The organism is Vibrio sp. 10N.261.55.C5, from assembly GCF_041470505.1.
GTDB lineage: Bacteria > Pseudomonadota > Gammaproteobacteria > Enterobacterales > Vibrionaceae > Vibrio > Vibrio crassostreae_C.
Genome location: NZ_JBFRMS010000060.1, coordinates 14474 through 36997, shown reverse-complemented (window position 1 = coordinate 36997; position 22524 = coordinate 14474). Strand labels below are relative to the sequence as shown.

The 22524-nt window shown below is 43.8% G+C and carries 21 protein-coding genes and 1 pseudogene; 14 read left to right on the top strand and 8 right to left on the bottom strand.

The features are described from left to right. Positions 1–474 precede the first annotated feature (474 nt). The 7 genes from AB4263_RS20670 (at position 475) to AB4263_RS20640 (ending at position 6924) form a co-directional block, all read left to right on the top strand. The gene (locus AB4263_RS20670) at positions 475–2220 is read left to right on the top strand and encodes an EAL domain-containing protein (RefSeq protein ID WP_372098818.1); all 1746 of its coding nucleotides are present in this window, start codon (positions 475–477) and stop codon (positions 2218–2220) included. A 223-nt stretch (positions 2221–2443) separates the two neighbouring features. Next, positions 2444–2815: a GntR family transcriptional regulator gene (locus AB4263_RS20665; protein WP_017060587.1), complete on the top strand. Its 372-nt coding sequence runs from the start codon at positions 2444–2446 to the stop codon at positions 2813–2815. Further along, complete coding sequence (locus tag AB4263_RS20660) at positions 2812–3666, top strand: ABC transporter ATP-binding protein (RefSeq protein ID WP_372098817.1); 855 nt, start codon at positions 2812–2814, stop codon at positions 3664–3666. Before AB4263_RS20665 ends, AB4263_RS20660 begins: the two co-directional genes overlap by 4 nt. Beyond that, complete coding sequence (locus tag AB4263_RS20655) at positions 3666–4523, top strand: hypothetical protein (protein WP_017060585.1); 858 nt, start codon at positions 3666–3668, stop codon at positions 4521–4523. Before AB4263_RS20660 ends, AB4263_RS20655 begins: the two co-directional genes overlap by 1 nt. Positions 4524–5489: 966 nt before the next feature. Continuing rightward, positions 5490–5777 carry a putative quinol monooxygenase gene (locus AB4263_RS20650; RefSeq protein ID WP_017060584.1) on the top strand — a complete coding sequence of 96 codons (288 nt, stop codon included), beginning with the start codon at positions 5490–5492 and terminating at the stop codon, positions 5775–5777. Then, positions 5777–6331, top strand: coding sequence for a nucleotidyltransferase family protein (locus tag AB4263_RS20645; protein ID WP_102321050.1), 555 nt, complete (start codon positions 5777–5779; stop codon positions 6329–6331). The genes AB4263_RS20650 and AB4263_RS20645 overlap by 1 nt, the downstream gene beginning before the upstream one ends. 155 nt (positions 6332–6486) lie before the next feature. Continuing rightward, positions 6487–6924 carry a bifunctional diaminohydroxyphosphoribosylaminopyrimidine deaminase/5-amino-6-(5-phosphoribosylamino)uracil reductase RibD gene (locus AB4263_RS20640; RefSeq protein WP_372098816.1) on the top strand — a complete coding sequence of 146 codons (438 nt, stop codon included), beginning with the start codon at positions 6487–6489 and terminating at the stop codon, positions 6922–6924. Positions 6925–6941: 17 nt separating this feature from the next. Here AB4263_RS20640 and AB4263_RS20635 read toward each other — a convergent pair whose 3' ends face one another. Then, the gene (locus AB4263_RS20635; RefSeq protein ID WP_017060581.1) at positions 6942–7394 is read right to left on the bottom strand and encodes an NUDIX pyrophosphatase; all 453 of its coding nucleotides are present in this window, start codon (positions 7392–7394) and stop codon (positions 6942–6944) included. Positions 7395–7673: 279 nt separating this feature from the next. On the opposite strand from AB4263_RS20635, the gene AB4263_RS20630 reads away from it, so the two are divergent. The 3 genes from AB4263_RS20630 (at position 7674) to AB4263_RS20620 (ending at position 11393) form a co-directional block, all read left to right on the top strand. Continuing rightward, on the top strand, positions 7674–9386 hold the full coding sequence (locus tag AB4263_RS20630) for a pseudouridine synthase (RefSeq protein WP_372098815.1): 1713 nt from the start codon (positions 7674–7676) through the stop codon (positions 9384–9386). 154 nt (positions 9387–9540) lie between these two features. After that, the gene (locus tag AB4263_RS20625; RefSeq protein WP_017088689.1) at positions 9541–9921 is read left to right on the top strand and encodes a hypothetical protein; all 381 of its coding nucleotides are present in this window, start codon (positions 9541–9543) and stop codon (positions 9919–9921) included. A 311-nt stretch (positions 9922–10232) separates the two neighbouring features. Further along, on the top strand, positions 10233–11393 hold the full coding sequence (locus AB4263_RS20620) for a multidrug effflux MFS transporter (protein WP_102321053.1): 1161 nt from the start codon (positions 10233–10235) through the stop codon (positions 11391–11393). 201 nt (positions 11394–11594) lie between these two features. Here AB4263_RS20620 and AB4263_RS20615 read toward each other — a convergent pair whose 3' ends face one another. The 4 genes from AB4263_RS20615 to AB4263_RS20600 form a co-directional block, all read right to left on the bottom strand. Then, on the bottom strand, positions 11595–12953 hold the full coding sequence (locus AB4263_RS20615) for a Na+/H+ antiporter NhaC family protein (protein ID WP_136982880.1): 1359 nt from the start codon (positions 12951–12953) through the stop codon (positions 11595–11597). A 189-nt stretch (positions 12954–13142) separates the two neighbouring features. Further along, entirely contained in the window at positions 13143–13907 is a 765-nt protein-coding gene (locus AB4263_RS20610) for a hydratase (RefSeq protein ID WP_102394173.1), read from the bottom strand. Positions 13908–14112: 205 nt separating this feature from the next. Further along, positions 14113–14418 (bottom strand): DUF3861 domain-containing protein, encoded by a 306-nt coding sequence (locus AB4263_RS20605; protein ID WP_017060575.1) that lies wholly within the window; start codon positions 14416–14418, stop codon positions 14113–14115. Between the two features lie 34 nt (positions 14419–14452). Further along, entirely contained in the window at positions 14453–14944 is a 492-nt protein-coding gene (locus AB4263_RS20600; RefSeq protein WP_017081271.1) for a DUF2798 domain-containing protein, read from the bottom strand. A 97-nt stretch (positions 14945–15041) separates the two neighbouring features. On the opposite strand from AB4263_RS20600, the gene AB4263_RS20595 reads away from it, so the two are divergent. After that, positions 15042–15467, top strand: a complete 426-nt coding sequence (locus AB4263_RS20595; RefSeq protein ID WP_017060573.1) for a MarR family winged helix-turn-helix transcriptional regulator — start codon at positions 15042–15044, stop codon at positions 15465–15467. 111 nt (positions 15468–15578) lie between these two features. On the opposite strand, the gene AB4263_RS20590 is transcribed toward AB4263_RS20595, so the two are convergent. Both AB4263_RS20590 and AB4263_RS20585 read right to left on the bottom strand, forming a co-directional pair. Then, the gene (locus tag AB4263_RS20590) at positions 15579–16640 is read right to left on the bottom strand and encodes an MBL fold metallo-hydrolase (RefSeq protein ID WP_102394174.1); all 1062 of its coding nucleotides are present in this window, start codon (positions 16638–16640) and stop codon (positions 15579–15581) included. A 187-nt stretch (positions 16641–16827) separates the two neighbouring features. Next, positions 16828–18612 carry an SgrR family transcriptional regulator gene (locus AB4263_RS20585; protein WP_372098814.1) on the bottom strand — a complete coding sequence of 595 codons (1785 nt, stop codon included), beginning with the start codon at positions 18610–18612 and terminating at the stop codon, positions 16828–16830. 602 nt (positions 18613–19214) lie between these two features. Here AB4263_RS20585 and rimK point away from each other — a divergent pair. Further along, entirely contained in the window at positions 19215–20120 is a 906-nt protein-coding gene (gene rimK, locus AB4263_RS20580; RefSeq protein ID WP_004740040.1) for a 30S ribosomal protein S6--L-glutamate ligase, read from the top strand. Between the two features lie 32 nt (positions 20121–20152). Next, positions 20153–20581: a RimK/LysX family protein gene (locus AB4263_RS20575; protein WP_008224746.1), complete on the top strand. Its 429-nt coding sequence runs from the start codon at positions 20153–20155 to the stop codon at positions 20579–20581. A 146-nt stretch (positions 20582–20727) separates the two neighbouring features. Here the strand turns inward: AB4263_RS20575 and AB4263_RS20570 are convergent, their stop codons facing one another. Beyond that, the gene (locus AB4263_RS20570; protein ID WP_372098813.1) at positions 20728–21516 is read right to left on the bottom strand and encodes an MBL fold metallo-hydrolase; all 789 of its coding nucleotides are present in this window, start codon (positions 21514–21516) and stop codon (positions 20728–20730) included. A 202-nt stretch (positions 21517–21718) separates the two neighbouring features. On the opposite strand from AB4263_RS20570, the pseudogene AB4263_RS20565 reads away from it, so the two are divergent. After that, positions 21719–22320 (top strand): annotated as a pseudogene (locus AB4263_RS20565) (2OG-Fe(II) oxygenase). Positions 22321–22524: the final 204 nt, after the last annotated feature.

Below are 22524 nucleotides of genomic sequence, written 5' to 3'. Positions count from 1 at the left end.
AATATAATTAATTCTATCATTGATTACTTTAATTAAATCACCAAAACAATACGCCACATAAATTATATTAATATCACATAAAATGACATAATTTAATTTTATCATGAAAAATTCTGATAAATCTCACGCATCGATAAACCGAATGAATACCATCAGAAGCTACATTAGAAACCTCTAAATCCAGTCGCTAAACCTACCGCGTAGAAGCTGTGAAATGGATAAATACCAAAACAAATGGATAAATCCCCCTTACCCCTTGTAAATCATTGGCTTTCATTTATAAATTCAACTTTTGGGTGAACATCTCCATAACCTTTCATTAAAGCCCAAATTCTGCGATTAGTATCAACATCTTGAGATAAAATGGTGACATTTTGGTTATATTATTTAGATCGAACTCTTGTGTTGAATGAAAATCCCAGCCATCACATATCCATCACACAAATATAATAACTATCGCTTAGGAGTTAAGCTATGCACTGTTCTTTCAATATAAATAACAATAATGAGAGCTTGCAACTAATCTACAATGAAGAAAAAATATACATAAAAAGAGACAGTAATAAGATATCAGAGGAAACTCTTAATAGTAAAGAGAGTTTTGTTTTCAAATACCTTATTGAACACTCGTCAATATCAAACCCTCAATCAGCACGAGATGTTGAAGAATCTTTTAAATTACACTTTGACGAAGAGTTTAGCTTATACGCGTTAAAAAATATTATTGCTTCTATAAGAAAGAAATATCGAAGCTTATGTAAGAAAGCGAAGGTAGATAATAATAGCGAACTTATCTCTAACCTTTATAAGGTAGGTTACTTTATCGATCTCGATAAAAGCTCAACCAACCGTATCGCACCTAAGTACGACATCAACCAGTTCAAGCCCAACCAGTTCGAGATGTTGAAACTGATGTTCAACACCTATCATCGAGAGCTGATTAAGGCTCTGATAGCCGTGTTCACCATCTCTTCCTTTTTCCTATTCATTGTCTACTTTTCCCAAATCCTTTATACGACGAAGATTGCGAATGAATACAGTGAGAACACCAAACACATTGCCGCAGAAGTCATGGACTACGGTTGCGATAGCCACGGGGCTGTGCACTCGCTAAGGCACTCGCTCAACCTTGATTCTGTCGTCATGACCACACCTTATGACTCCTGCTATATCTCTAAAACACGTTCTAAGATGATAGAGCTCAATCAATTAGACGACTTCTACGATAGTGCTGACTTTGCCTATTCACGCTTCATGGATACCGAGCACGACATTGAGATGGTTGCTCGAATATCTAAACGATCTATCGAAGCTCGATACAAGAACTCACTATTGCCTCTATTAGTCGATTCGATTTCCATCCAGAAGAATGGTTACCACATCTTAAACCTTGGCGAAGAGAGTAAATCTATCTATCAAACCTCCCTACCAACGGGTGCAACCATCACCTTCTACAGTGACGACATTGTTGCACTATGGATTGCGCTTTCTCTGATACTCGCCACCCTGCTTTATCGCTCCTATATTCTGGGTTTCGTGATCTACCTGTTTCGTTGGAAACACATCTCCTTTGAAGAAGAGCCGATCATCAACACCGAAGACAACTGCGTTCTCTACTACGAGTTGTTATCTCGTGTGCGTAACGTTGGCGTTTTAAGCTTCATCAACACCATGAGACGCACCAATTTACTCACCTTTCATACTATTTTACTCATCGAGACAGTCAGAAAAGCGAAGTTAAACAACAGCCATGAGATCTATGGTGTCAACGTGTGTCCGAGTGCTTTGGTAGGGTCGAACTTCGCAAGGCTCAGAGAGCATTTAGCCGCGATGGAAGCGAATGAGTTTGTCGTAGAGATTACTGAATATTCGAACATTGGCTATGGGTGTGAGGTTATCGATAACATTAAGGATATCAAAAAGCTTGGTATCACTATCGCTCTGGATGACTTTGGTACGGGCAATAACAACATCGAAATCATCAATGTTATCTCTCCGGCCTATCTAAAACTGGATCGTTGCTTTGTTAAGGATATCGAGTCAGGAGAGCATCATCAGGGTGTATTGCTCAATATCTCGGAGATTGGACGCCTATCAAATATCACAATGATTTATGAAGGTGTCGAGACGCGTAGGCAGCAATATATCTTGTGTCAGTTAGGCTACAACTTACATCAAGGTTACCTATATAGCCGGCCTAATGACTCAAAGGAGCAATAGGCCCAGCCTAATAGAAATCTTGATCAGCAACCATTCCCTATTCAAATAATCATCGCTTATACAGCTGCTTGAGAGCCCACAAGGATGTAGGCTTCAAGTGCCCTCCCCACCAAACGTGCTTTATCTAAATATAAAAATACCCGATGCACTTTCATAAAATCCTTGCCAACTCGAATAAATAGGTTAGTGTTATACACATGTATATCACCATGCAGTTTTAATTATGACCGAATGGAAAGACGACCAGCCGATCTTTAGGCAGCTTGCCGCCAAGATCAGTGACCAAATTCTTCAGGGTGTTTGGCTAGAACTACAAGCATTGCCCTCTGTGCGTGCGGTTGCCGCCGATCTCAAGATCAACCACCTTACTGTCATGAAAAGCTACCAGTTACTGGTGGATGAAGGCTTGGTAGAGAAAAAACGCGGCCAAGGCATGTATGTGGCCGAAGGGGCACTTCAAAAATTGAAAGAGTCCGCACACCAATCATTCATCAACACACAGATCCCAGCCATCGCTGAGACGCTAAGCATCATTGATATGAGTGTCGAAGAACTCGTGAAACAGCTAGCACAACATATAAAGGACAAGTCATGAGTACGTTACTTTCCGTGAAAAACGTAACCAAAACCTATTCAAATCAAGTGGGTGTCGAGAACATCAGCTTTGAGTTAAAACCGGGGCAAGTGCTTGGACTGCTGGGCCATAATGGCGCAGGGAAATCGACACTGATCAAATCACTGCTTGGTGGACACAGCTATCAAGGTGAGATAGAGGTTAATGGCTACCACCCTATCCACCAGCATGCAGAACTCATGCTGCACTTGTCGTACATTTCAGATGTTAACGTGTTACCCGAGTGGATGACCGTTAAGCAACTGCTTAGATACACCCAAGGTGTACACCCTAGCTTCAACAAGCAAAAAGCAGAACAGACGCTAAGCAGCACCAACATCAAGCTCTCTTCGACTATCAAGCAGCTTTCTAAGGGAATGAAGGTACAACTTCACCTTGCGATCATCATCGCGACTGACACCCAAGTGTTGATCTTAGATGAGCCTACAATTGGCCTAGATTTACTGTACCGCGATACTTTTTATCGCCATCTACTTGAGTGGTTCCACGACGGCGAACGCGCCATGATCATTGCAAGCCATGAGGTTTCAGAGATTGAACATTTATTAACGGATGTTCTGATTTTAAAACAAGGCCATTGTGTGCTGCAAAAGAGCATGGAAGACATCGAAAATGACTATTTCATTATCGAAGTCGCAAATAACCATTCAAGCGAGATACAGAAACTCAACCCACTGACCTCGCAATCAGGCCTGGGCACCACTAAGTGGTTATTGGAAGGTCAATACAAAGCGCAGGTTGAATCACTGGGTAACATCTATAACGTTGGTCTCGCAGATCTATTCCTTGCAACACAGACGGAGAAGGCATAATGCATCCAAGTTTTTACATGCTAGAAAAAGAACTCATCGAGCACAAAATTAACACTCGATTGCCTCTGTTTGTCGCGTTATGTGGTTTCTTACTGTTCGTTAGTCTGTTCTTCAATGGCGCAGCGCAGCATGAGTTTTTCTTCGAAATGCAAGTGAACGGTGACGTGAGCGACATCCACAGAGAGTTCGCACAAGACCTCAACTCAGTGATCTACTTTGGCGCGGGCCTTATTTCACTGATCCTATCAACGCTTTACATCCCTAAAACGCTGCGTAAAGAGCGCCAAGAAGGCAGTTCGATGTTTTGGAGAAGTATGCCGGTATCTAACGCAATGACTCACGGTGTGAAACTCGGCTTCGGTTTAGTGGTGATTCCGGCTATCTGTGCATTGTTAGTACTGTTCGCAGATTTTCTATTCTGGATATTGAACGTCTCAAGTGAACAACAACTGGCGCTATTGGTTGAACAACAATCTCTGTTTTATGTGCTGAGCAACTGGGTCGTGTTTTTTGGACGAATGATGTTAGTTGCACTGGTTTTATTGCCACTGGCAACCGTCACTCTAGCGATTTCGCAGCTGGTAAACTCTCCATTGCTTGTCATTTTCATCTCAAGCTATGCGATTAAGTTCCTCTCTGTCGCAGTGTTTGGGTTCTATGGCATCAATGACTTCCTATCTCTCATCGCGTCATTACCAATGAATGTACTCATAGCAAGCAACCCATTAAGTGCGATTGCAGAAGCGCCGATTTTATCTTTAGGTATTTACGCACTGATCGGTGTTGGTGGCTATCTACTGAGCCTAAAGCTAAATAGAACGGACGATGTGAGCTTAAAGACGCTGTTCCAACGTTAACGCATTCGCTCCTGACGTTGGTGTTATCTCTCCCGAGCAGGTAACCACACCAGATATCAAAATCTAAATCAAAGCTTCTGAGAAATCGGAAGCTTTTTTTGATCACGACTTTGCGAATACAGATATGGGTAACAAGAACAAAGGTGCAAAGGTGCAAAGGTGCAAAGGGGTTTTAGTTAGGAGTAACAGAGTGAAGCAACAAGAGAATCTAAGCGGAGGTATAATGAGCTGACATTGAATTGCATTGTTGTTAATGCCTGCCAGCTCTTTGGGGATGATTTCTTTAGTCGCCGACCAGATGAAGGTCCTTGAGAGTGCTAATGAAATCGGTTTGTTGCGTTTTACATTTGATTAAGCTTTTCAGCTTTATAAAAAAGCTTTACGATTTAAAGCTTATTTCTTTGATGCTTCTTTTGACGTGTCTTTCCAGTATTGGATACGAACGCGATGAAGCTGTGCTCTTCTCATTTTTTTCATAAGGGATATTTCCTTTTCTTTAACTGCTCTTCATGAGCTATTTTTATTGCCAACTATTCGAATCTAACGGTGTTTGATGCCCAGATCAATGATACAAATCACAAAATATATAGAGTTTTGAGTACCATTTACATCAAAGTATGACCTAGATATCAACTATGGCTCAATTCAATCCTATGAGCCGCTGTTCAAAATTAAGGTTAGTTCTCTCAGATGACAAATTCATTTCAGTATCAATACAGTTTAATGATACTAATTTAATAGACCGGACCAACGCTGATTTAGTTCCAGTGTCTTATCATTTGTTGATTACATCACCTTTAAAGTTACGGTGTAACTAAAAAATACATTCAATGTGAACTAATAATCGCCACATTAGCCTATACGTTACAACATCAAAATGGGATTATGTTTGTAACGGATAGAGCTTTTGATAGAAAAAAGCCGTAATGGACCAAATTAAATAGACGTAATTAAATGGACGTAATTATGAGTAAAGTAATTCTGCAAGGGCATATTCTAGTGCCAGACAACGACCTAGAAGCAGTGACACATGCCTTGGTTGTGCACAAAGAACTGACACTAGAAGAACCTGGTTGTATTGTGTTTCGAGTCAGTCAAAGCACGCTTCAACCTAATCGCTTTGAAGTGTATGAAGAATTCACTAGCCGAGAAGCATTCGAAATGCACCAACAGCGAGTAAAAGCCTCTGAATGGGGTGAAATCTCCCAGAACGTGACACGTCATTACCAAGTCACTGATGTTCCGACATCATAATGATACATCCGCTAGCCAAACGCATCGTCACGTTGATCAAACAAGATCCCTTACGAATGAAGGTTTTAGACTGTGTCGCTCAGTTGGATTTGCCGCAGTGTTATGTCGCTGCGGGCTTTGTGAGAAACCTCGTTTGGGATCACCAGCATGGTTATGCCTCCCCGACTCCATTCAATGATATTGATGTGATCTACTTTGATCCCATTGATATCTCTTACGAATCGGATCTTAGATACGAGGCTCAGCTTAAACAACGGTTACCCGAACTGAATTGGCAAGTTCGCAATCAAGCCTACATGCACACTAGAAATGGGGATGAACGTTACCAAGGCTCATTGGATGCGATGAGTTATTGGCCAGAGAAAGAAACCGCCGTCGCCGTGAAACAAAGCCTCCATGGAAACATCGAGTGTATTTCTGCCTTTGGCTTAGAGAGTTTGTTTGATTTGCAAATCACACCCAATCCAAAGCGTAGCCGAGATATCTTTGATCAAAGAGTGCAATCCAAAGGTTGGCTAACCCAGTGGCCCAAGTTAACGATGAGTCACAGTTAACTAGCAGTCGAATTCAAACGCTAAAACCATTGACTAAAAGTCCAATCAGATCGAACATGCCCCACTTACTAGCTTATTAAGTTAGTAATTAACCAACTCATCAACCACGCGTGGCGACTAGCTGCTACGCTCTCTCGTCATACTGAGTAACGACCATGAACCAACAATACATGCTGCAAGCACTCGAAGCTTCGCGCCAAGCCTTACCTGATTGCCAACCAAACCCGCCAGTAGGGTGTGTTTTGGTGAAAGACGATAAGGTGGTGTCTGTTGGATACACGCAAAAAGTCGGCGGAAACCACGCCGAGGTTGAAGCACTCAATAACTATAACGACAAAACGAACGGAACAATGGAAGGGGTTACCGCTTACGTAACTTTAGAGCCATGTTCGTTTGTCGGCAGAACACCCGCTTGCGCCAATACATTGGTTAAAGCAGGTGTAAAACACGTAGTCGTGGCGATGCTAGACCCAGACCCTCGTAATAATGGTCGTGGAGTTGCCATCCTTGAATCGCACGGTGTGAAGGTAGATGTGGGGTTATGCCAAGCGCAAGTGAGCACCTTTTTAGCCCCTTACCTTGGTAAGTCCTAGATCTTAAACAGCCAGTATTAGTTCAATTTCACTCGATAAAGCGGATTGACTGGCTTATCGACAAAATACGACCAAATATGATCGTAGACGGCATGTTGGTTGGGGAACGGCGCTAACGCTTTTGCTTCTTCTAAATTACACCAGCGGTACTCGGTGTGTTCGTCATTCAGTTCAATCGCTTGGTTGGGGGGGCATAGCACCGCAAACACAGGGATTAGCTGAATCACATTCACGTGCGCCTCATAAAACTGCTCCAGAAACTGCGCGTTATACAAAGCTTCCACTTTAATTTGGGTCTCTTCTTCAAACTCGCGCACGATAGCCTGCCAGCCTGTTTCACCCGCTTCAATCGAGCCTGCGACGTGACACCAAAACTCACCTTTAACACGCTTCATTAATAGCATTTTCATTTGTCCGTCGCTCTCTGAAATAGCGACACCGGAAACAATCGAAGTATTGAGTGGAATCATAACGTTACCTTAGTTTTAATAAGAGGGCGGCAAGGCTACCACCCTTGGTTTGTTAAATTGTCTTCTATGATTAAAAACGAGAAGTTACTCATCAATTAATGGCGTTCAAGCCATAACTCATAGGCTCGTCGCTTGGCTATCCAGTAATAGAACTATTTCTTATTTGAGGCGCTTTTCGATAAAGAGTAGAATCGCCGCCTTGTACTGTGTTTAACGTCTCTAAACATACACAGTAGACTCACAACCATTTATCACCACGATATAAGTATTAATACGACTATGCACTCATCAAAACCAACGCACGACTCAGAAAACAGCCATACTCCTGAGCATTGCTTCACTCGTTTTCAACAGCCGATCGAGTCATATTCGTTGCCTGAGCGTTTCACATTCCCGTTCTACTACGAACCGCACCCACTGTGTGAAATAGCCTCTCATCAGCTTCAACAATATCTAGAAACACAAACCGACTGGCAGCATGACTTCGGACTGGATTCTGACGCTGGTCGCGGCAAAATGTTTGGTGTGTTACTGGTGAAAAGCCCAGAAGGTGAATTGGGTTACTTCTCTGCTTTCTCTGGAAAAATCGCAGACCAAAACCTACTGCCTCACTTTGTGCCGCCCGTATTCGACATGTTGAGCAGCGATAGCTTTTTCCATCAAGACACAGCCGACATGATGGCTGTAAATGCGAAATTTAAAGCGCTGCAAGCAAACGCTGAATACCTTGAATTGTGTGAACAGTTAGCACAACAGAAAACACAGGCAGAACAGGAGATCGAAGCGCAACGTTTGTTGATTATAGAAGGCCGAAAAACACGTAAAGAACAACGCGAACAAGGTAAAAAAAACCTTGATGAACAAGCCTTCGAACAACTGAATAATGAGCTTAACAAGGCCAGTGTTGCTGACAAGAACCAGCAGAAGTACCTAAAGCTCAACTGGGAACAGATCCTAAACGAGTTACAAATCAAAGTTGATGTGTTCACTAATCAATTAGCTGAACTCAAAGAGCAAAGAGCACACATTTCTCATCAGCTTCAACACAAGTTGTTTTCACAATACGCTTTCCAAAATGCGGAAGGAAACGTTGAAGACCTTAACCAGATCTTTGAAAACACGCCAAACAAGATACCACCAGCTGGCTCTGGTGAATGCGCTGCGCCTAAATTGCTGCAATACGCGTACTTACATGGTTACACGCCACTGGCATTGGCTGAATTTTGGTGGGGCCGCTCTCCAAAGTCGGAAATCCGCAAGCACAAGAAATACTACGCTTCTTGTCAGAGTAAATGTGTGCCGATTTTAGGCCATATGATGAAAGGCCTAGAAGTCGATCCAAACCCATTGCTAGAGAACCCAGCAGAAGGCAAAGAGCTGGATATTCTGTTCCAAGATGAGCACATCGTGGTAGTACACAAGCCAGCAGGTTTTCTATCTGTGCCGGGTAAAACCATCAAAGATTCCGCCTACACACGTGTTCAAGAAATGCATCCCGATGTTGAAGGCCCATTTGTGATTCATCGCTTAGACATGGCGACCTCTGGCATTCTAATCTTCGCTCTCACACGACGTGCGAACAAGAGCTTACAGAAGCAGTTCATTACTCGTGAAGTCGAAAAGCGTTACGTGGCAATGATTGAAGGCGTTCTAACAGAAAATGAAGGCTATGTTCGACTACCATTACGTGGTGATTTGTATGACCGCCCTCGTCAAATTGTCTGCTTCGAACACGGCAAGCCAGCAGAAACCAAATGGGAAGTGATTGAGCGAAACGGGCAAACCACTAAGGTTTACCTGCATCCTAAAACAGGGCGTACACACCAGTTGCGTGTTCACTGTTCACACCAAGAAGGCCTTAACATGCCTATCGTCGGTGACGGCTTGTATGGCAATAAAGCCGACCGATTGCACTTACACGCAGAAAGACTTGCGCTGCACCACCCAGTCACCAAAGAGTGGATGGAATTCCAGTTCGACGCTGAATTCTAAAATCTCTCATTAGTACCGAGCTTTGACAAGGAGTCACACCGCTTGTGGCTCCTACCTCTTTTGGGTATATCTCCACGCTTATTGCACTACATCAAGATTCACTTTGTTGTGAAGAGTAGCATGCCCTCCTTCTTCTCTCCTTGAGGCCTTTGATATGTCATCAGCTGCTTTGAATATACAACCCAACACAACTACGTCTTCCGTGATCACTTCGCAAGCACTAAGCTTGAAACCACTCACAGACAAAAAGCCAGACCTAAATTCAGCAATGCTGAGCCTAATTGAAGAAGTTAAAAACGAACTCCCACTTTACGAATCAGAGACGTTTATCTGTGGGCCAAAAGGAAACTGTTCGGGTTGCTCTAAAAAGCTACTAGAAATGGTCGACAGTGAGTTGATGTACTGGGAGCACAGTATTTCAATTGGCCAAGGCCCCAACTTCGAAGAACTGCGCCGTTTTGGTAAGCTATGCAGTAGCGTTAGACGCGGTTTAGAGCGTAATGGTTTAGTCGAAAAGCGCCCAAAGAAAAGATAACAAGCCAAGCCGATAACCACTACAATGTGTCGTTGGCGATTACAAGCTACACTGCTACTAACTGATTGAACTCGTTAGCTATAAAAGCAATAATGTTTTGTAATACAATTCAGTGCAAAGACCGACTTCGTAGATTCGAACTCATTAGAGATAAGTTCATCGTTACTTTCACCATATTCTTGAACGACTCTATCCTTCTTGTCTGACGTGCCTTAGCCTTCTGTATAGCAATATCACACCAATTAAAAACCTATTTTGGACAACGGAGAGCCACCTTGAAGAGACCACAACCAGTACTGGGAAAGACCGGTATGCTATTTTTTCTCGTCATAATAAGTGCTTTCCCTCCATTGACCATCGACCTTTACCTACCTGCGCTTCCGCAGATGGTCGAGGTGTTTAATACTGACCGATCCATGGTCAACCTAACCCTGAGCAGCTACTTCGTTACTTACGCCATCGGTCTTTTGTTCTGGGGGCCGCTCAGCGAAAAATTCGGTCGTAAGCCGATCCTATTAATTGGATTAGCGGGTTATATGGTCGCGAGCATATTGTGCGCGATGACCAATAGCATCGAACAGTTAATTGGTGCTCGTGTATGCCAAGCCTTTGCTGGTAGTGCTATCACCGTTATCGCTACCGCCATTGTCAAAGATCTTTATGATGGCCGAGAACGTGAAAAGATCATGGCGACTATCATGTCACTGGTGATCATCGCGCCAATGGTTGCGCCTGTATTTGGTGCCTTTCTACTGAAAATTGCGTCTTGGCGAATGATGTTCGTCACCCTCGCCATTTTTGGTGCATTTGCGTCAGTATTAGCTTGCTGCTATCGAGAAACGCTCGAAACCAAATACCAAGGTTCTATGTTCCGCTCATGGGGAAGAATGGGCGTGGTCATGAAAAACAGCTCGTTCCTCAAGCTACTGGTCATTTTCTCTATCATACCGATGGCGTTGATGGGCTTTCTTGCGGCGGGTTCTTATATCTACATCGATCACTTTGGATTGACCGAACAACAGTTTAGTTACGCATTCGCATTCAATGCATTGTGCGCCTCATTTGGTCCAACAATTTACATGAAGTTGTCCTACCGAATGCCGGTTCAAAAGGTCATCTCAGGATGTTTTGCTTTATTAGCGCTTGCGGGAATCTTCACCCTAACCATTGGCGACCTGTCCCCTTGGTTCTTCATGTTCATCGCTGCACCAGCGACATTAATGGCGATCATCATGCGAGTACCGGGGACCAACTTGATGTTGAATCAACAAGATCATGACACGGGCTCTGCCGTCGCACTGATACAGTTCTTCAGCATGATTTGTGGCTCGCTTGGCATGGTATTAGTTTCAATCCGCCCAGAGTCACTGATTGAAAACCTAGGCTTTATCCAATTATCCATCGGTACGCTAGGCGGCCTGATGTGGCTAATGGTCAGAAACAAAGAGTTCGTGACTAATAAGCTGAATTAAAGCTCTCAAGCCTAATTGTCATTCACACTACAATAAACTTGAAAACCGCTATAACGAAATTAGAAACCGTCTACATAGGCGGTTTTCTTGTATTTGAAGACGTACATTGAATTTTCAAGCCATGAGTTTCACGCACAAAAAAGCTCCTATTAAGGAGCCTTCTTATCAGAGCCAGTGAGCACTCAGTTTGGTTAATTATTACTAAGCTTGAGCCACTTGACGTGCTGGGTGTTTAATAAACACAGCTACCACAGCAACGACTGCAAGCGCGAAACAGTAGTAAGAATTAGCCACGATATCCAAAGGCGATAAGTTAAATACCGAACCTAATAGCAATACCTGTGCACCGTAAGGCAATACGCCTTGAATCACACAAGAGAAGATATCCAATAAGCTGGCAGAGCGACGTGGAGAAACGTTATTTTCTTCAGCTAATTGGCGAGCCACACTACCAGACACAATAATCGCTACCGTGTTGTTTGCAGTACATAGGTTCACCATTGATACCAAGCCCGCAATACCCAACTCACTCGCACGGCCATTCGCTTGCTTAGAGTGTGAAGAGCCAAACGCACGAATCACACCACTTACCAAGCTAGTCAGGAACGCCAATCCACCTTGGCGACGCATTAGCTCACTCAAACCACCAATCAGCATCGACAGTAAGAAGATCTCCTGCATGTTGCCGAAGCCTGCGTAGATATCTTGAGCGTAATCCGTCATACCGTAGTTCTCAACAGAACCTAGGCTCACGCCACCCGCCAGCAAGATACCAATAGTCAGCACAACGAATACATTCATACCCGATACAGCAAGAATCAAAATAGTGATGTACGGAAGGACTTTCAGCCATTCAATTGGGCCTGTTTCAGGAACTTGAGTTGCTGTGCTGTTGAAAGCAAAGATAACAATCGCGATAAGTGCAGCAGGAAGTGCTATACGGATGTTCTCTTTAAACTTGTCTCTCATCTCACAGCCTTGCGAGCGAGTCGCAGCAATCGTGGTATCTGAGATGATAGAAAGGTTGTCACCAAACATAGCGCCACTTAGCACCACGCCAGCGGTTAGAGGAATACTCATGCCAGCTGAGTCAGCAATGCCTAGTGCAACAGGAGCAACCGCAGCGATAGTACCCATAGAGGTGCCCATTGCTGTCGCAATGAACGCCGAAATAAGGAAGATGCCCGGTAGGATCATGCTCGTTGGGATAGCCGATAGACCAAGGTTTACCGTCGCGTCCACGCCACCAGAAGCTTTAGCCACAGCAGCAAAAGCACCCGCCAATAGGTAGATCATACACATTGCGATAATGTCTTTGTGACCCACGCCACCTAAGAACTGCTCAATCGCACGGTTCAATTTATCTTTGCTCAATAGCAACGCTAACATCACAGCAGGCAGAGCCGCAATCGGAGCTGGAAGTTGATAGAAAGCAAAATCGACGCCTTGTAGCGACAGGTATGTACCCACGCCAATAAACAGCGCAAGGAAAACGATCAGAGGGATAAGCGCCACTGCAGAAGGGGCAATTACCGCGTTAGAATTTTTTGAATTGGACATGGAACGACAACACAATAGAACAGGAAGGTGAGCAGACTAATGTCACACTTAGAACTTGTCAACGTCTAGACGTCTAAACGCCTAATTTAATGCAAAGTAATAAGAACCCTATTGAGCATCACGTAATAAAAAAGGCTATTTACTCATCAGTAAACAGCCTTTCGATAACAGATAGTGCGCCGCTAGAAGTTAGCGTTTCTGCTTGAACGTTACTTGGTATTCACCAATGCCTTCGTAGTGGAAGGTCGTTGGTTTATCGAATTCCATTTCCACGATACCGCAGTAAGAGCCCGTGATAATGGCTTCACCCGCTTGGAAATCAACACCACGACGTGTCATGTAGTTAATCAGCCAGTAAATTGGGCTTGGTGGCAGTGTATTCGGGTGCTTACCGTCGAATGCTTGAACTTGCTCGCCTTGAGTCACTTCAATACTGATCTCTGCAGAAGTGAACGCTTTTTCGCGATCAATCTCAGGGCCAATGAATAAGCCTTGGTTTACTAGGCCATCGGCCAGTTTTTCATAGAACTCAGCGCCGCTGTCATCCGCAAAACGAGATTGCATTAACTCAAGTGCCATGTGACAAGAACCAATCGCTTCGTTGATTTGCTCTTCGCTGTAGCCTTCTTGGTTTGCAGGCAGACTCTTAGCAAGAGTAAATGCAATTTCAGGCTCAACGCGTACTACGCCGTTGTCAGCAAACAGTTCACAAACTTCGCCTTGTTGAACGCTGCCCGAGAAGATTGGCGCAACAACAAACTTGTCTTCAGCCAGAGGAAGTAAGCACTTCCAACCGCCGACTTTATCGCTTTTCAAATCGATCATTGAAGATTGGATCTTTAGCGCATCTTCCAAGTTATTCGGACGGTACTGTTCGTCCAATCTTGGTGCTTTGGTGCCAGCAACACGACGACTCAACAGTTCTTCAGCTGCTTGTTTAAATACATTTGTCATATAATACCACCTTTAGTTTTATGACCAGTATAATATCGGATTTCTTAAAGCTTGAATAGACAATTCAACAACGGTGCTACACCGAAAATTCAGCCATCAATTTTCGCATATTCTAGACGCAAACAACTGAAACTATTTTGATTTAAATGTAAAAAAGCCAGTAATTTGATTACTGACTTTTCGATGTATTACTGATGTTCAGGCTTTACTGCCCTTTCAACGTCTTCTTCAAATTCTGCATGAAGTTTCTGAAGTGAGGCATGAAATCAACAAACAGAGGGTGTTTTCTATCTTGCATCATCAATGGGCCTAACAAGCGAATGCTCACTCCTAGTCGCGCTGCTGATTGCTCGTCTAAGCCGCTGTCATGTTTGATCTTCTCAACAATCGCGAACATATCTTCTCTGTCTTCAATTTCAAACTGCATGGTTTGAAGTTCACGATCTTCTTTGATGTTCACTTCTTCGATAGTGATACGGTAGTTATTGTGTTTGCCTGTGAATGCTTTCATGTGGACCTCCTAAAATGCTTAAAAAGTGTTTTGGTTAGCTCTTCATGAATCGTTCGAGCTTAGGTTTAACCGTCATCGACATCACGACCATGATCGCAAGGCCAATGGGAAGTGCGGCAATAAATCCATTAAACCATCCACTGGTAAACGCCGATGTATCCGAAAATCCAATGTTATTTGCCGCTGTTACAAATGCCATCATGGACTCCATTATGAATGCCATGATCAGTCCTACGATCAGGTTGCGAACTTTCTCGCTATAAGTTGTGAACACTCTAGCAACGGCTTTGGTGACTAAAGCCATCATCACCGTGCCCATTGGCATCATGATCACGACAACAAGGGCTAACGAAGAAAGCCAGTTGCCAATAAATTCCTCGCCGAATCCGACATTCATGTAAGTCATCACAGCCGTTAAACTGCCGCCAATCGTCAGCATTAAGCTCATCATGACCAAAACTTTGTATAAAACCGGTGTGCCTTTTTGCTCAGGAAGAGTTGGCGTTAGAGTTGCTTGAATCGTCATATCTATTTCCTGTCTTGAATTTACGAACAATTAAGTTGATAATGTCAACTATAAATACAGTAGTTGATAATGTCAACTATATTTCTAAGGATAGTTTATGTCTGATAACACATCGCTAGAATCAATCTTTCGTCTAGTGCACTCTTTGAAACGTCAAATGAGCGAACAGATTGAGAGCTTAGACTCAGAGATCGCCCCTATGAACATTCGTGTCATGAAGATCATTACTAAGAAGTCTCCATGTACCGCTATCGATATCGCACACTTCCTAGATCGTGATAAAGCACAGGTCACTCGGCTCATTAATGCCTTGATCAATCAGGAACTTGTGAAGAAGTCTCCGAACCCGGAAGACAAGCGCAGCCAGTTATTGGTTCTGACTGATAAGGGTCAAGAGATCATGAGTAAGGTCTCGGATATCGATCGAGACATGCTGAAGAGAATGACCAAAGGCATGGCCGAAGACGAGTTAGAACAATTCAGAAAAATTGCGAAGAAAATGGCGCAGAACTTAGAAAGCTGATCTTAAAAATAAAACGAAAAAACGCCACCGAATCGTAAGATCGGTGGCGTTTCGTGTAGAAGTTGGGTTGTACAGCTTAGTGGTTTAGCTATGTCTATTTGGATGACAGCTCTAATTCGATGCTAGTTTCCACCATGCCTGAACAGGTACAGGCTCTGAGATCACCAAACGTTCACCCATCACCGGGCTTACCATTTGTACATCTCGCTCTTTGCTTATCGCCAGTGCTTGTTCCATTGGGTCTTGCCAATCATGCATAGAAAGGTCGAAGGTACTGTTGTGGATTGGCATCATCACCTTACCTTGCAGATCAATGTGTGCCTGAACACTCTGTTCTGGGAACATATGAATATCCGCCCAAAGTGAGTTATACGCACCCGTTTCAACCATGGTTAAATCAAACGGCCCAAAACGGTCGCCAATCTCTTTAAAGCCATTGAAGTAACCAGAATCACCGCTAAAGAAGACTTTCTTGTCTGAAGCGTTAATAACCCAACTGCCCCACAGTGTTTGGTCACGATCAAGCAAGCCACGACCAGAGAAATGCTGTGTCGGTGTCAACGTGAACTCAATGTCTGAGGCCGTTGCCGATTCCCACCAGTTCAATTCGATGATCTTCTCTTTATCCACGCCCCACTTTTCCAACAGTGCGCCCACTCTTAATGGCACTAAGAACGTCCCTACTTTGTCGGCTAATACCTTCACGGCACCTTTGTCTAAATGGTCGTAGTGATCATGGCTGATCACTACCACATCGATGTCAGGTAGATCTTGCAGTGAGATTGGGGTTGGGTGAAAGCGCTTTGGCCCCATCCATTGCACTGGTGATGCTCGATCACTGAACACAGGGTCAGTCATCACTAGCTTGCCATCCAGCTTCATCATCACACTTGAGTGACCTAAGCGGTACGCAACGTCTTCTGTCTCTTCGATCAATTGCTCGGCTGTCATCGGAATCAAAGGCAATGCAGCACGTGGCACTGGCTCATTTCTTTCCACGGTTACATACGCTTTCAAGATTGAAAAAATATCAGACATGCCCGATTTGTACTCTAACTCACTGTTAGCAAACTTCTTTGGAAGCTTATCTAGATTGTCATTTGCTTGTGAACCTGTGCTTACGATAGCGACCACGGCAAGTACTCCTAAAATCGGTAATAGATATTTTTTCATTGGTATCTCTTCAACCGTTGGGAAAGACCCAACTCAAAAACTACACTGACTAGTTTACATACCAAAACCAAAAAGTAAACCACAGAGTGTAATTTTTAATTTATCTAGACGTAAGCGTGTCAAAGTCGATTTTGGAAAAACCAACTTTGGCAACGAGTTAACTTAGTTATTTAGCTAGTCAGAAAGGTTAATCAGCAGACCATACATTCTTGAAATCTGGCCATCCCCAGTTGGTGATGGCTACGTTTTTAAGAATCCCTTGGAAACGAACGGTCTGTAAGTGATGGAACATAGGCACTAACCAATAATCTGAGATCAGAGTAGACGCGATAGGTTCTAGCTCTGCCAAGTAATTAGGCAGTTCCACGGATGCTTTATGACTATCCAAGCGCTGCTTGAGCCAATCGCTGTTCATCTCTCCCAAAGCAGAGTGCAAAACAGGGTCGTTCATCATCCACGAGAACAGCGAAGACGGGGCATTGTCATCGAGGTTCAAGTTACACAGCACCAAGTCCTCCTTTAACTCGCCACTCTGAGAGAGCTGCGCCAACTCTCGAAAACTGTAGGTGTTCACCTCAACTTCCACACCATATCGTTTGAGTATATCGGATACGCAAATCGCACATCGATACAACGCATAATAGTCGTAAACCGCAATACTCATCTTTTCCGGCAGTTGTGCCTCTTTCGAAGGCGTTCGATACAATTTCTGCCAACTTGGCAGTATATTTTGAGCTAAAGAGACACTAAACAAACCCTTGTTGTGTTCCAGCTGAGACAAAATCGCTTGTGGGTTGGTCAGTTGTGAAAGGTATTTGCGCTGCTCATTATTTAGTGGGCTAGCCGCTGAGTTCTGATTGAACAGGATAAACAAGCATCCATCCTCGACTCGGCTACGAAGGCCGTCTGTGTCTGTTGAAACAAGGTCCGCATCGCTTTTCCCTAATTGATGGAAGCAAGAAGAATCTTCATAAGGCGATACGTGCATTTGGCTATCATCGAAACGAGCAGTGCCCGTCATTGATTCCTCAAACTGCCAGATGGTCACCTCATCGGTTAACGAGCGACAACCATAATAATGCTCAAATGCGGCGAGCTTGATTCGTTCGTTGTTGGCATCAACCACTTTAAATGGGCCGGTTCCAATAACAGCATGGGACACGGTACTTAATGGCGACGGTTCACGGGTGACTTGCGCTGCGGGTTGAATCGAATATTTAACGCCAGCAAGTAAACCAGCAAAGCCGGTATCTGCTTTGGTGAGTTGAAAGCTGATCCTCAATGGCTGCTCACTGTAAACTGAAGCGACATGGGCTAGCTCTGTCTGATAGAAAGGTAAGGTTTGCAACGCAGAAAACATCGAAACTAATTGCTTAGCATCCACAGGTTGCCCATCATGAAAAGTCAGACCGGGGCGCAGATAGAAAGTCCAAACCAGTTGCTCTGTGTCATATTCCCAATGGTGAGCTAATTCAGGCTTTAACTCACCTTTACCATTACACGTCACTAGGCAGCTAAAAACCTGTCTTATCAAAAATCGTTCGCTACTGCGGTGTATATGGTGCGGAAACAAATCCTCAAACTTACGCTTATAGGTTAATTGAACGTGCAGCAGCCCTTCACGCATGGTCGCGCCGGAAGTTTCTTGCAGTAAAGAACCAAACACAGCGCGGTCATTATCCAATATGGAAAGTGCTTTTTCGTACTTGCCCTGCTCTATCAGTTTACTTGCAACATGCTGCGCCAACTCTGAATTGCTAAAAAGCAGTGTTAAGTTAGAGCGTTGATTCCTGCCAACTTTTGGCTCCCACACCACCCATTCAGCTTGATGCATCTTACCAAGTAAGGTTCGAGCGTGACGCAAGCTTGTAAACAGCATATTCGCTACTTCGGCTAGGGTGACTGAATGAGAAATGTTTGGCTCGAACGACTCTAGCCGCGTGTAGTAACGCATCATGTTTAGATCAGACAAATAATGAACCTTTTAAAGATAGCTCTTCCTAATTAAGCCCATTATAAAACACATTCATCAAAAAGTAGTGTAATGCGACCAAAACAGGAACAACCAATAAAAATAACATCTGTTTTTTAGTTCCTCTTAATTATCCATAATGAACGGGTCAGCAACAAACCATAGGTTGTAAATAAAGCCTAACCAGAGAGAGTAATGACCATGAGAAAATACTATCTTAACAAGCTAAAAAGCACCTGCAGTAAGCTCGAAAGAGAAGCACTACGAACACTTATAGATCTATGTAACTGGCGTTATTAGTACACTTTTTAGCACCGAGTAAACGCGAGTTGGGTACAACCTAATATGCTCCTACCCCCAATATGAGTTAGGTCTCAACTCGCTTTTCCATTCCAATTCCCCTCTCAAGCCTGCTGTACCAATAGCTCACACAATCGATAAATTTCCGTTGTCGACTCGACAAATTTAATTCGTTTTCTTAGTTGAACGAAAAGCCTTAAGGTTCGCCCCGAAGCAAGCAAGGAGCCTCAGAAAAAACTGAAAGCTCAGCTAACAACTAATTTATTTGCAGTTACCAATCAGGTATTAACTAAGGAAACGCCATGCGTATCGCAATTCTTTCTCGCAACGAAAATCTATACTCTACCGCTCGTCTAAAGCAGGCTGGAGAAGCACGTGGTCATCAGGTCGATGTTATCGACACGTTGCACTGTGATATAGATATCGCGAGTAACAATCCGAAGATTCGCTACATGGGTGAAGAGCTACCTCAATACGATGCTGTTATTCCACGTATTGGCGCTTCCATTACCTTTTACGGAACTGCGGTTGTTCGCCAATTTGAAATGATGGGCACTTTTTGTATCAATGAGTCAGTAGCAATCAGTCGCTCTCGCGACAAACTGCGCTCACTACAACTGTTGTCTCGTAAAGGTATTGGCTTACCAAAAACAGGTTTCGCTAGCCGCCCAGACAAGATTCAAGACCTGATCAAAAACGTAGGCGGCGCGCCACTTGTGATCAAGCTTCTTGAAGGCACTCAAGGTATCGGCGTTGTACTAGCAGAAACAAACAAAGCAGCAGAAAGCGTTATCGAAGCGTTCATGGGCCTAAAAGCGAACATCTTGGTTCAAGAGTTCATTGAAGAAGCAAATGGCGCAGACATCCGTTGTTTTGTTGTTGGCAACAAAGTAATTGCTGCAATGAAGCGTCAAGCTGGTGAAGGTGAATTCCGCTCTAACCTGCACCGTGGCGGCACTGCTCAGCTGGTTAAACTAACCAAAGAAGAGCGCGCAACAGCAATCAATGCAGCAAAAATCATGGGACTAAACCTATGTGGTGTAGATATTCTACAATCTAAGAACGGCCCAGTGGTAATGGAAGTAAACTCTTCTCCAGGCCTAGAAGGCATCGAGAAAGCAACGGGTAAAGATGTAGCAGACATGATTTTCGAGTTCATCGAAAAAAATGCAAAGCCAAACGCTAACCGTACTCGTGGCAAGGGCTGATTGAATACCGTTAACTCATGATTGGAAAGAAAATGAACAATAAAATGATCATAGGGAATACCGAAGCACTTTGCTTGCCAGAGTTAGGGATAACTGGACTACATACACGTGTTGATACAGGGGCTAAAACCTCTTCTCTACACGTAGACAATCTACTATGTGTAAAAACAGACGGTGAGAACTTCGTTGAGTTTGATCTTCACCCAGACGTTTATCACCTAGAAGAGACAGTGCGCTGCAAAGCGAAACTGAAAACAAGTAAGAAAATCAAATCATCTAACGGCGAAGTTGAACACCGTTGTGTGATTGAGACCATGCTGAGAATCGGTGGCCAACAATGGCCTATCGATATCACGCTAAGCAACCGTCAAGACATGACTTACATGATGTTGCTTGGTCGCCAAGGCATGAGTGACAAAGTGATTGTTGACCCAGCGGGTGAATTCCTGCTGACTCACTAATCCGAGTCATCGTAACCGCTCCACAGGTTATAACTAAAGCTACTCACAACGATATAAGGCCAGTCTCATGACTGGCCTTATTGCTATCTATTTTTCTATTTCTACTTTCAGCTCTGAATACACGACTTTGCATTCAAGCTTCTGATCTATTTCTTCGATTTACCATGAGATTGAAAACCAAATCGCCCAATCGATAAAAGTAATTTCTTGCTTTTGATTTTCGTCACTCGCCAATGTGTAACAGGCCTTCTTGGGGCACTCATCAACAGGTGTTCAAAAGCCTTCTGACTGAAATCGACTTGCCCACCATGCGCCACCAGCAAGGTATCGAGCTGCATGTCATAAATGCGCGATACAGACGCTCGATACTTATTAGGGTGAAAGATAGGAAATGGCGGAATCAGCTTCTTCTTAACCTCGACCATTAAATCGGCCACATAAGCCACGCTGTGTGATGGGCAATAGACCGAGAGATCACGGTCGGTATGGCCCGATGTTTCAAGAACCAACCAATCATCAAACCCTGGAATACTATCCCCATCAGACAGCTTGTAGTCCGGCTTTAACTTTCTTGAATACCATAGGTTTGCTTTAGGCTTGCCTAAGCGGTTCGCCATCCACCTAGCAAGCGCTAAGTCGGTCAGGTGCATCAAAATGCCATCGATGCCGTGATACCAATCTTTGTCTCGGTTTGCTGCCACCAAGTTACAGCTCGTGAGCTTTCTGAGCTTGTGCGCTGCCCCTGCATGGTCAGGATGCATGTGTGTCACCACAACCGTGTGGAGATCAGAAAAATCACGCATAAGTTCGGTTTCAATAAAAGCCTTCAAATGCGGAATATCGGCTCGACATGCGCCATCGAGCAACAGTAATTTGTCCGGATACTCCACCAAGTACATGTCTTGGATGTAACCTCTAATGGTATGCAGCTGCAAACCCACTCCTTGTGATAATTCAACTGGTCAGACCTACACCATAGCAAACTCACATTTATTTGTAACAAATTTGTTAACTATAAAATCACATCAAAGTACCATGCTCTTCCGCTCTTTTATCGTGACGACAAAATACGTGATTTGTTGACCTAAGTTATTAGGACTATATATGCGCCTCTAATTTATTGTCTGAGTGCTATACATGAACCAACTAATCGATGCTCTTTCTACCAAGGTTATTTCGTTTGGGATGACTTCTTAACTCAAGAAGAAGTGGTGGCATTGAGGGATTGCATTCCAGAGAACTGGAAAAAGGCTAGGATTGGCCGTAACGATGAAGTAACGCGAGAGTCGACCATTCGTAGTGACAAGATTCAATGGGTGCGCCGCGATATGGGTCAGCCAGCATCTCTGTTCCTAGACAAAATGGAACAAATTCGTTTAGCGGCAAACCAAGCGTTCTTTTTGGGTCTGTTCGAGTACGAAGCGCACTTTGCTAAATACGAAAAAGGCGACTTCTACCAGAAGCACTTAGACTGTTTCAAGGGCAATGAAAACCGCCGCCTGACCACTGTGTTCTATATGAATGATGAGTGGACAGAAGAAGACGCTGGTGAACTTGTGGTTTACGACCTAAAAGACAACCACATCACGACCATTCCACCAAAGTCAGGCCGCTTATTTGTATTCTTATCTGAACAGTTCCCACACGAGGTACTGCCGACAAACACAGAGCGATTCAGTATTGCAGGTTGGTTCCGTATTAACGGCGTGAAAGACAACCAACTCGATATCGCACACTAAAGCGAGGTTCGGGTCAAAGCCTCATCTCATCCAAAGCCTCTCCACTCGAGAGGCTTTTCCTCTTAGTACTGCTAGGAAAGTACTAAGAGGAAAATATCACTTTTATGAGCCGAATCCTGTGTAGAGACTCTTGCCCAGCAATTACTCTGGCGTATTCGGGAAAACTGATATTTAATAAATATTTACGATGCGCATTCAAGAAGG

Coding starts and splice junctions, on each gene's coding strand:
- AB4263_RS20640 (WP_372098816.1), top strand. CDS start 6,487: ATGAACCAACAATACATGCTGCAAGCACTCGAAGCTTCGCGCCAAGCC.
- AB4263_RS20575 (WP_008224746.1), top strand. CDS start 20,153: ATGAACAATAAAATGATCATAGGGAATACCGAAGCACTTTGCTTGCCA.
- AB4263_RS20670 (WP_372098818.1), top strand. CDS start 475: ATGCACTGTTCTTTCAATATAAATAACAATAATGAGAGCTTGCAACTA.
- AB4263_RS20615 (WP_136982880.1), bottom strand. CDS start 12,953: ATGTCCAATTCAAAAAATTCTAACGCGGTAATTGCCCCTTCTGCAGTG.
- AB4263_RS20635 (WP_017060581.1), bottom strand. CDS start 7,394: ATGATTCCACTCAATACTTCGATTGTTTCCGGTGTCGCTATTTCAGAG.
- AB4263_RS20630 (WP_372098815.1), top strand. CDS start 7,674: ATGCACTCATCAAAACCAACGCACGACTCAGAAAACAGCCATACTCCT.
- AB4263_RS20620 (WP_102321053.1), top strand. CDS start 10,233: ATGCTATTTTTTCTCGTCATAATAAGTGCTTTCCCTCCATTGACCATC.
- AB4263_RS20655 (WP_017060585.1), top strand. CDS start 3,666: ATGCATCCAAGTTTTTACATGCTAGAAAAAGAACTCATCGAGCACAAA.
- AB4263_RS20660 (WP_372098817.1), top strand. CDS start 2,812: ATGAGTACGTTACTTTCCGTGAAAAACGTAACCAAAACCTATTCAAAT.
- AB4263_RS20600 (WP_017081271.1), bottom strand. CDS start 14,944: ATGACGATTCAAGCAACTCTAACGCCAACTCTTCCTGAGCAAAAAGGC.
- AB4263_RS20590 (WP_102394174.1), bottom strand. CDS start 16,640: ATGAAAAAATATCTATTACCGATTTTAGGAGTACTTGCCGTGGTCGCT.
- rimK (WP_004740040.1), top strand. CDS start 19,215: ATGCGTATCGCAATTCTTTCTCGCAACGAAAATCTATACTCTACCGCT.
- AB4263_RS20625 (WP_017088689.1), top strand. CDS start 9,541: ATGTCATCAGCTGCTTTGAATATACAACCCAACACAACTACGTCTTCC.
- AB4263_RS20610 (WP_102394173.1), bottom strand. CDS start 13,907: ATGACAAATGTATTTAAACAAGCAGCTGAAGAACTGTTGAGTCGTCGT.
- AB4263_RS20605 (WP_017060575.1), bottom strand. CDS start 14,418: ATGAAAGCATTCACAGGCAAACACAATAACTACCGTATCACTATCGAA.
- AB4263_RS20595 (WP_017060573.1), top strand. CDS start 15,042: ATGTCTGATAACACATCGCTAGAATCAATCTTTCGTCTAGTGCACTCT.
- AB4263_RS20665 (WP_017060587.1), top strand. CDS start 2,444: ATGACCGAATGGAAAGACGACCAGCCGATCTTTAGGCAGCTTGCCGCC.
- AB4263_RS20645 (WP_102321050.1), top strand. CDS start 5,777: ATGATACATCCGCTAGCCAAACGCATCGTCACGTTGATCAAACAAGAT.
- AB4263_RS20650 (WP_017060584.1), top strand. CDS start 5,490: ATGAGTAAAGTAATTCTGCAAGGGCATATTCTAGTGCCAGACAACGAC.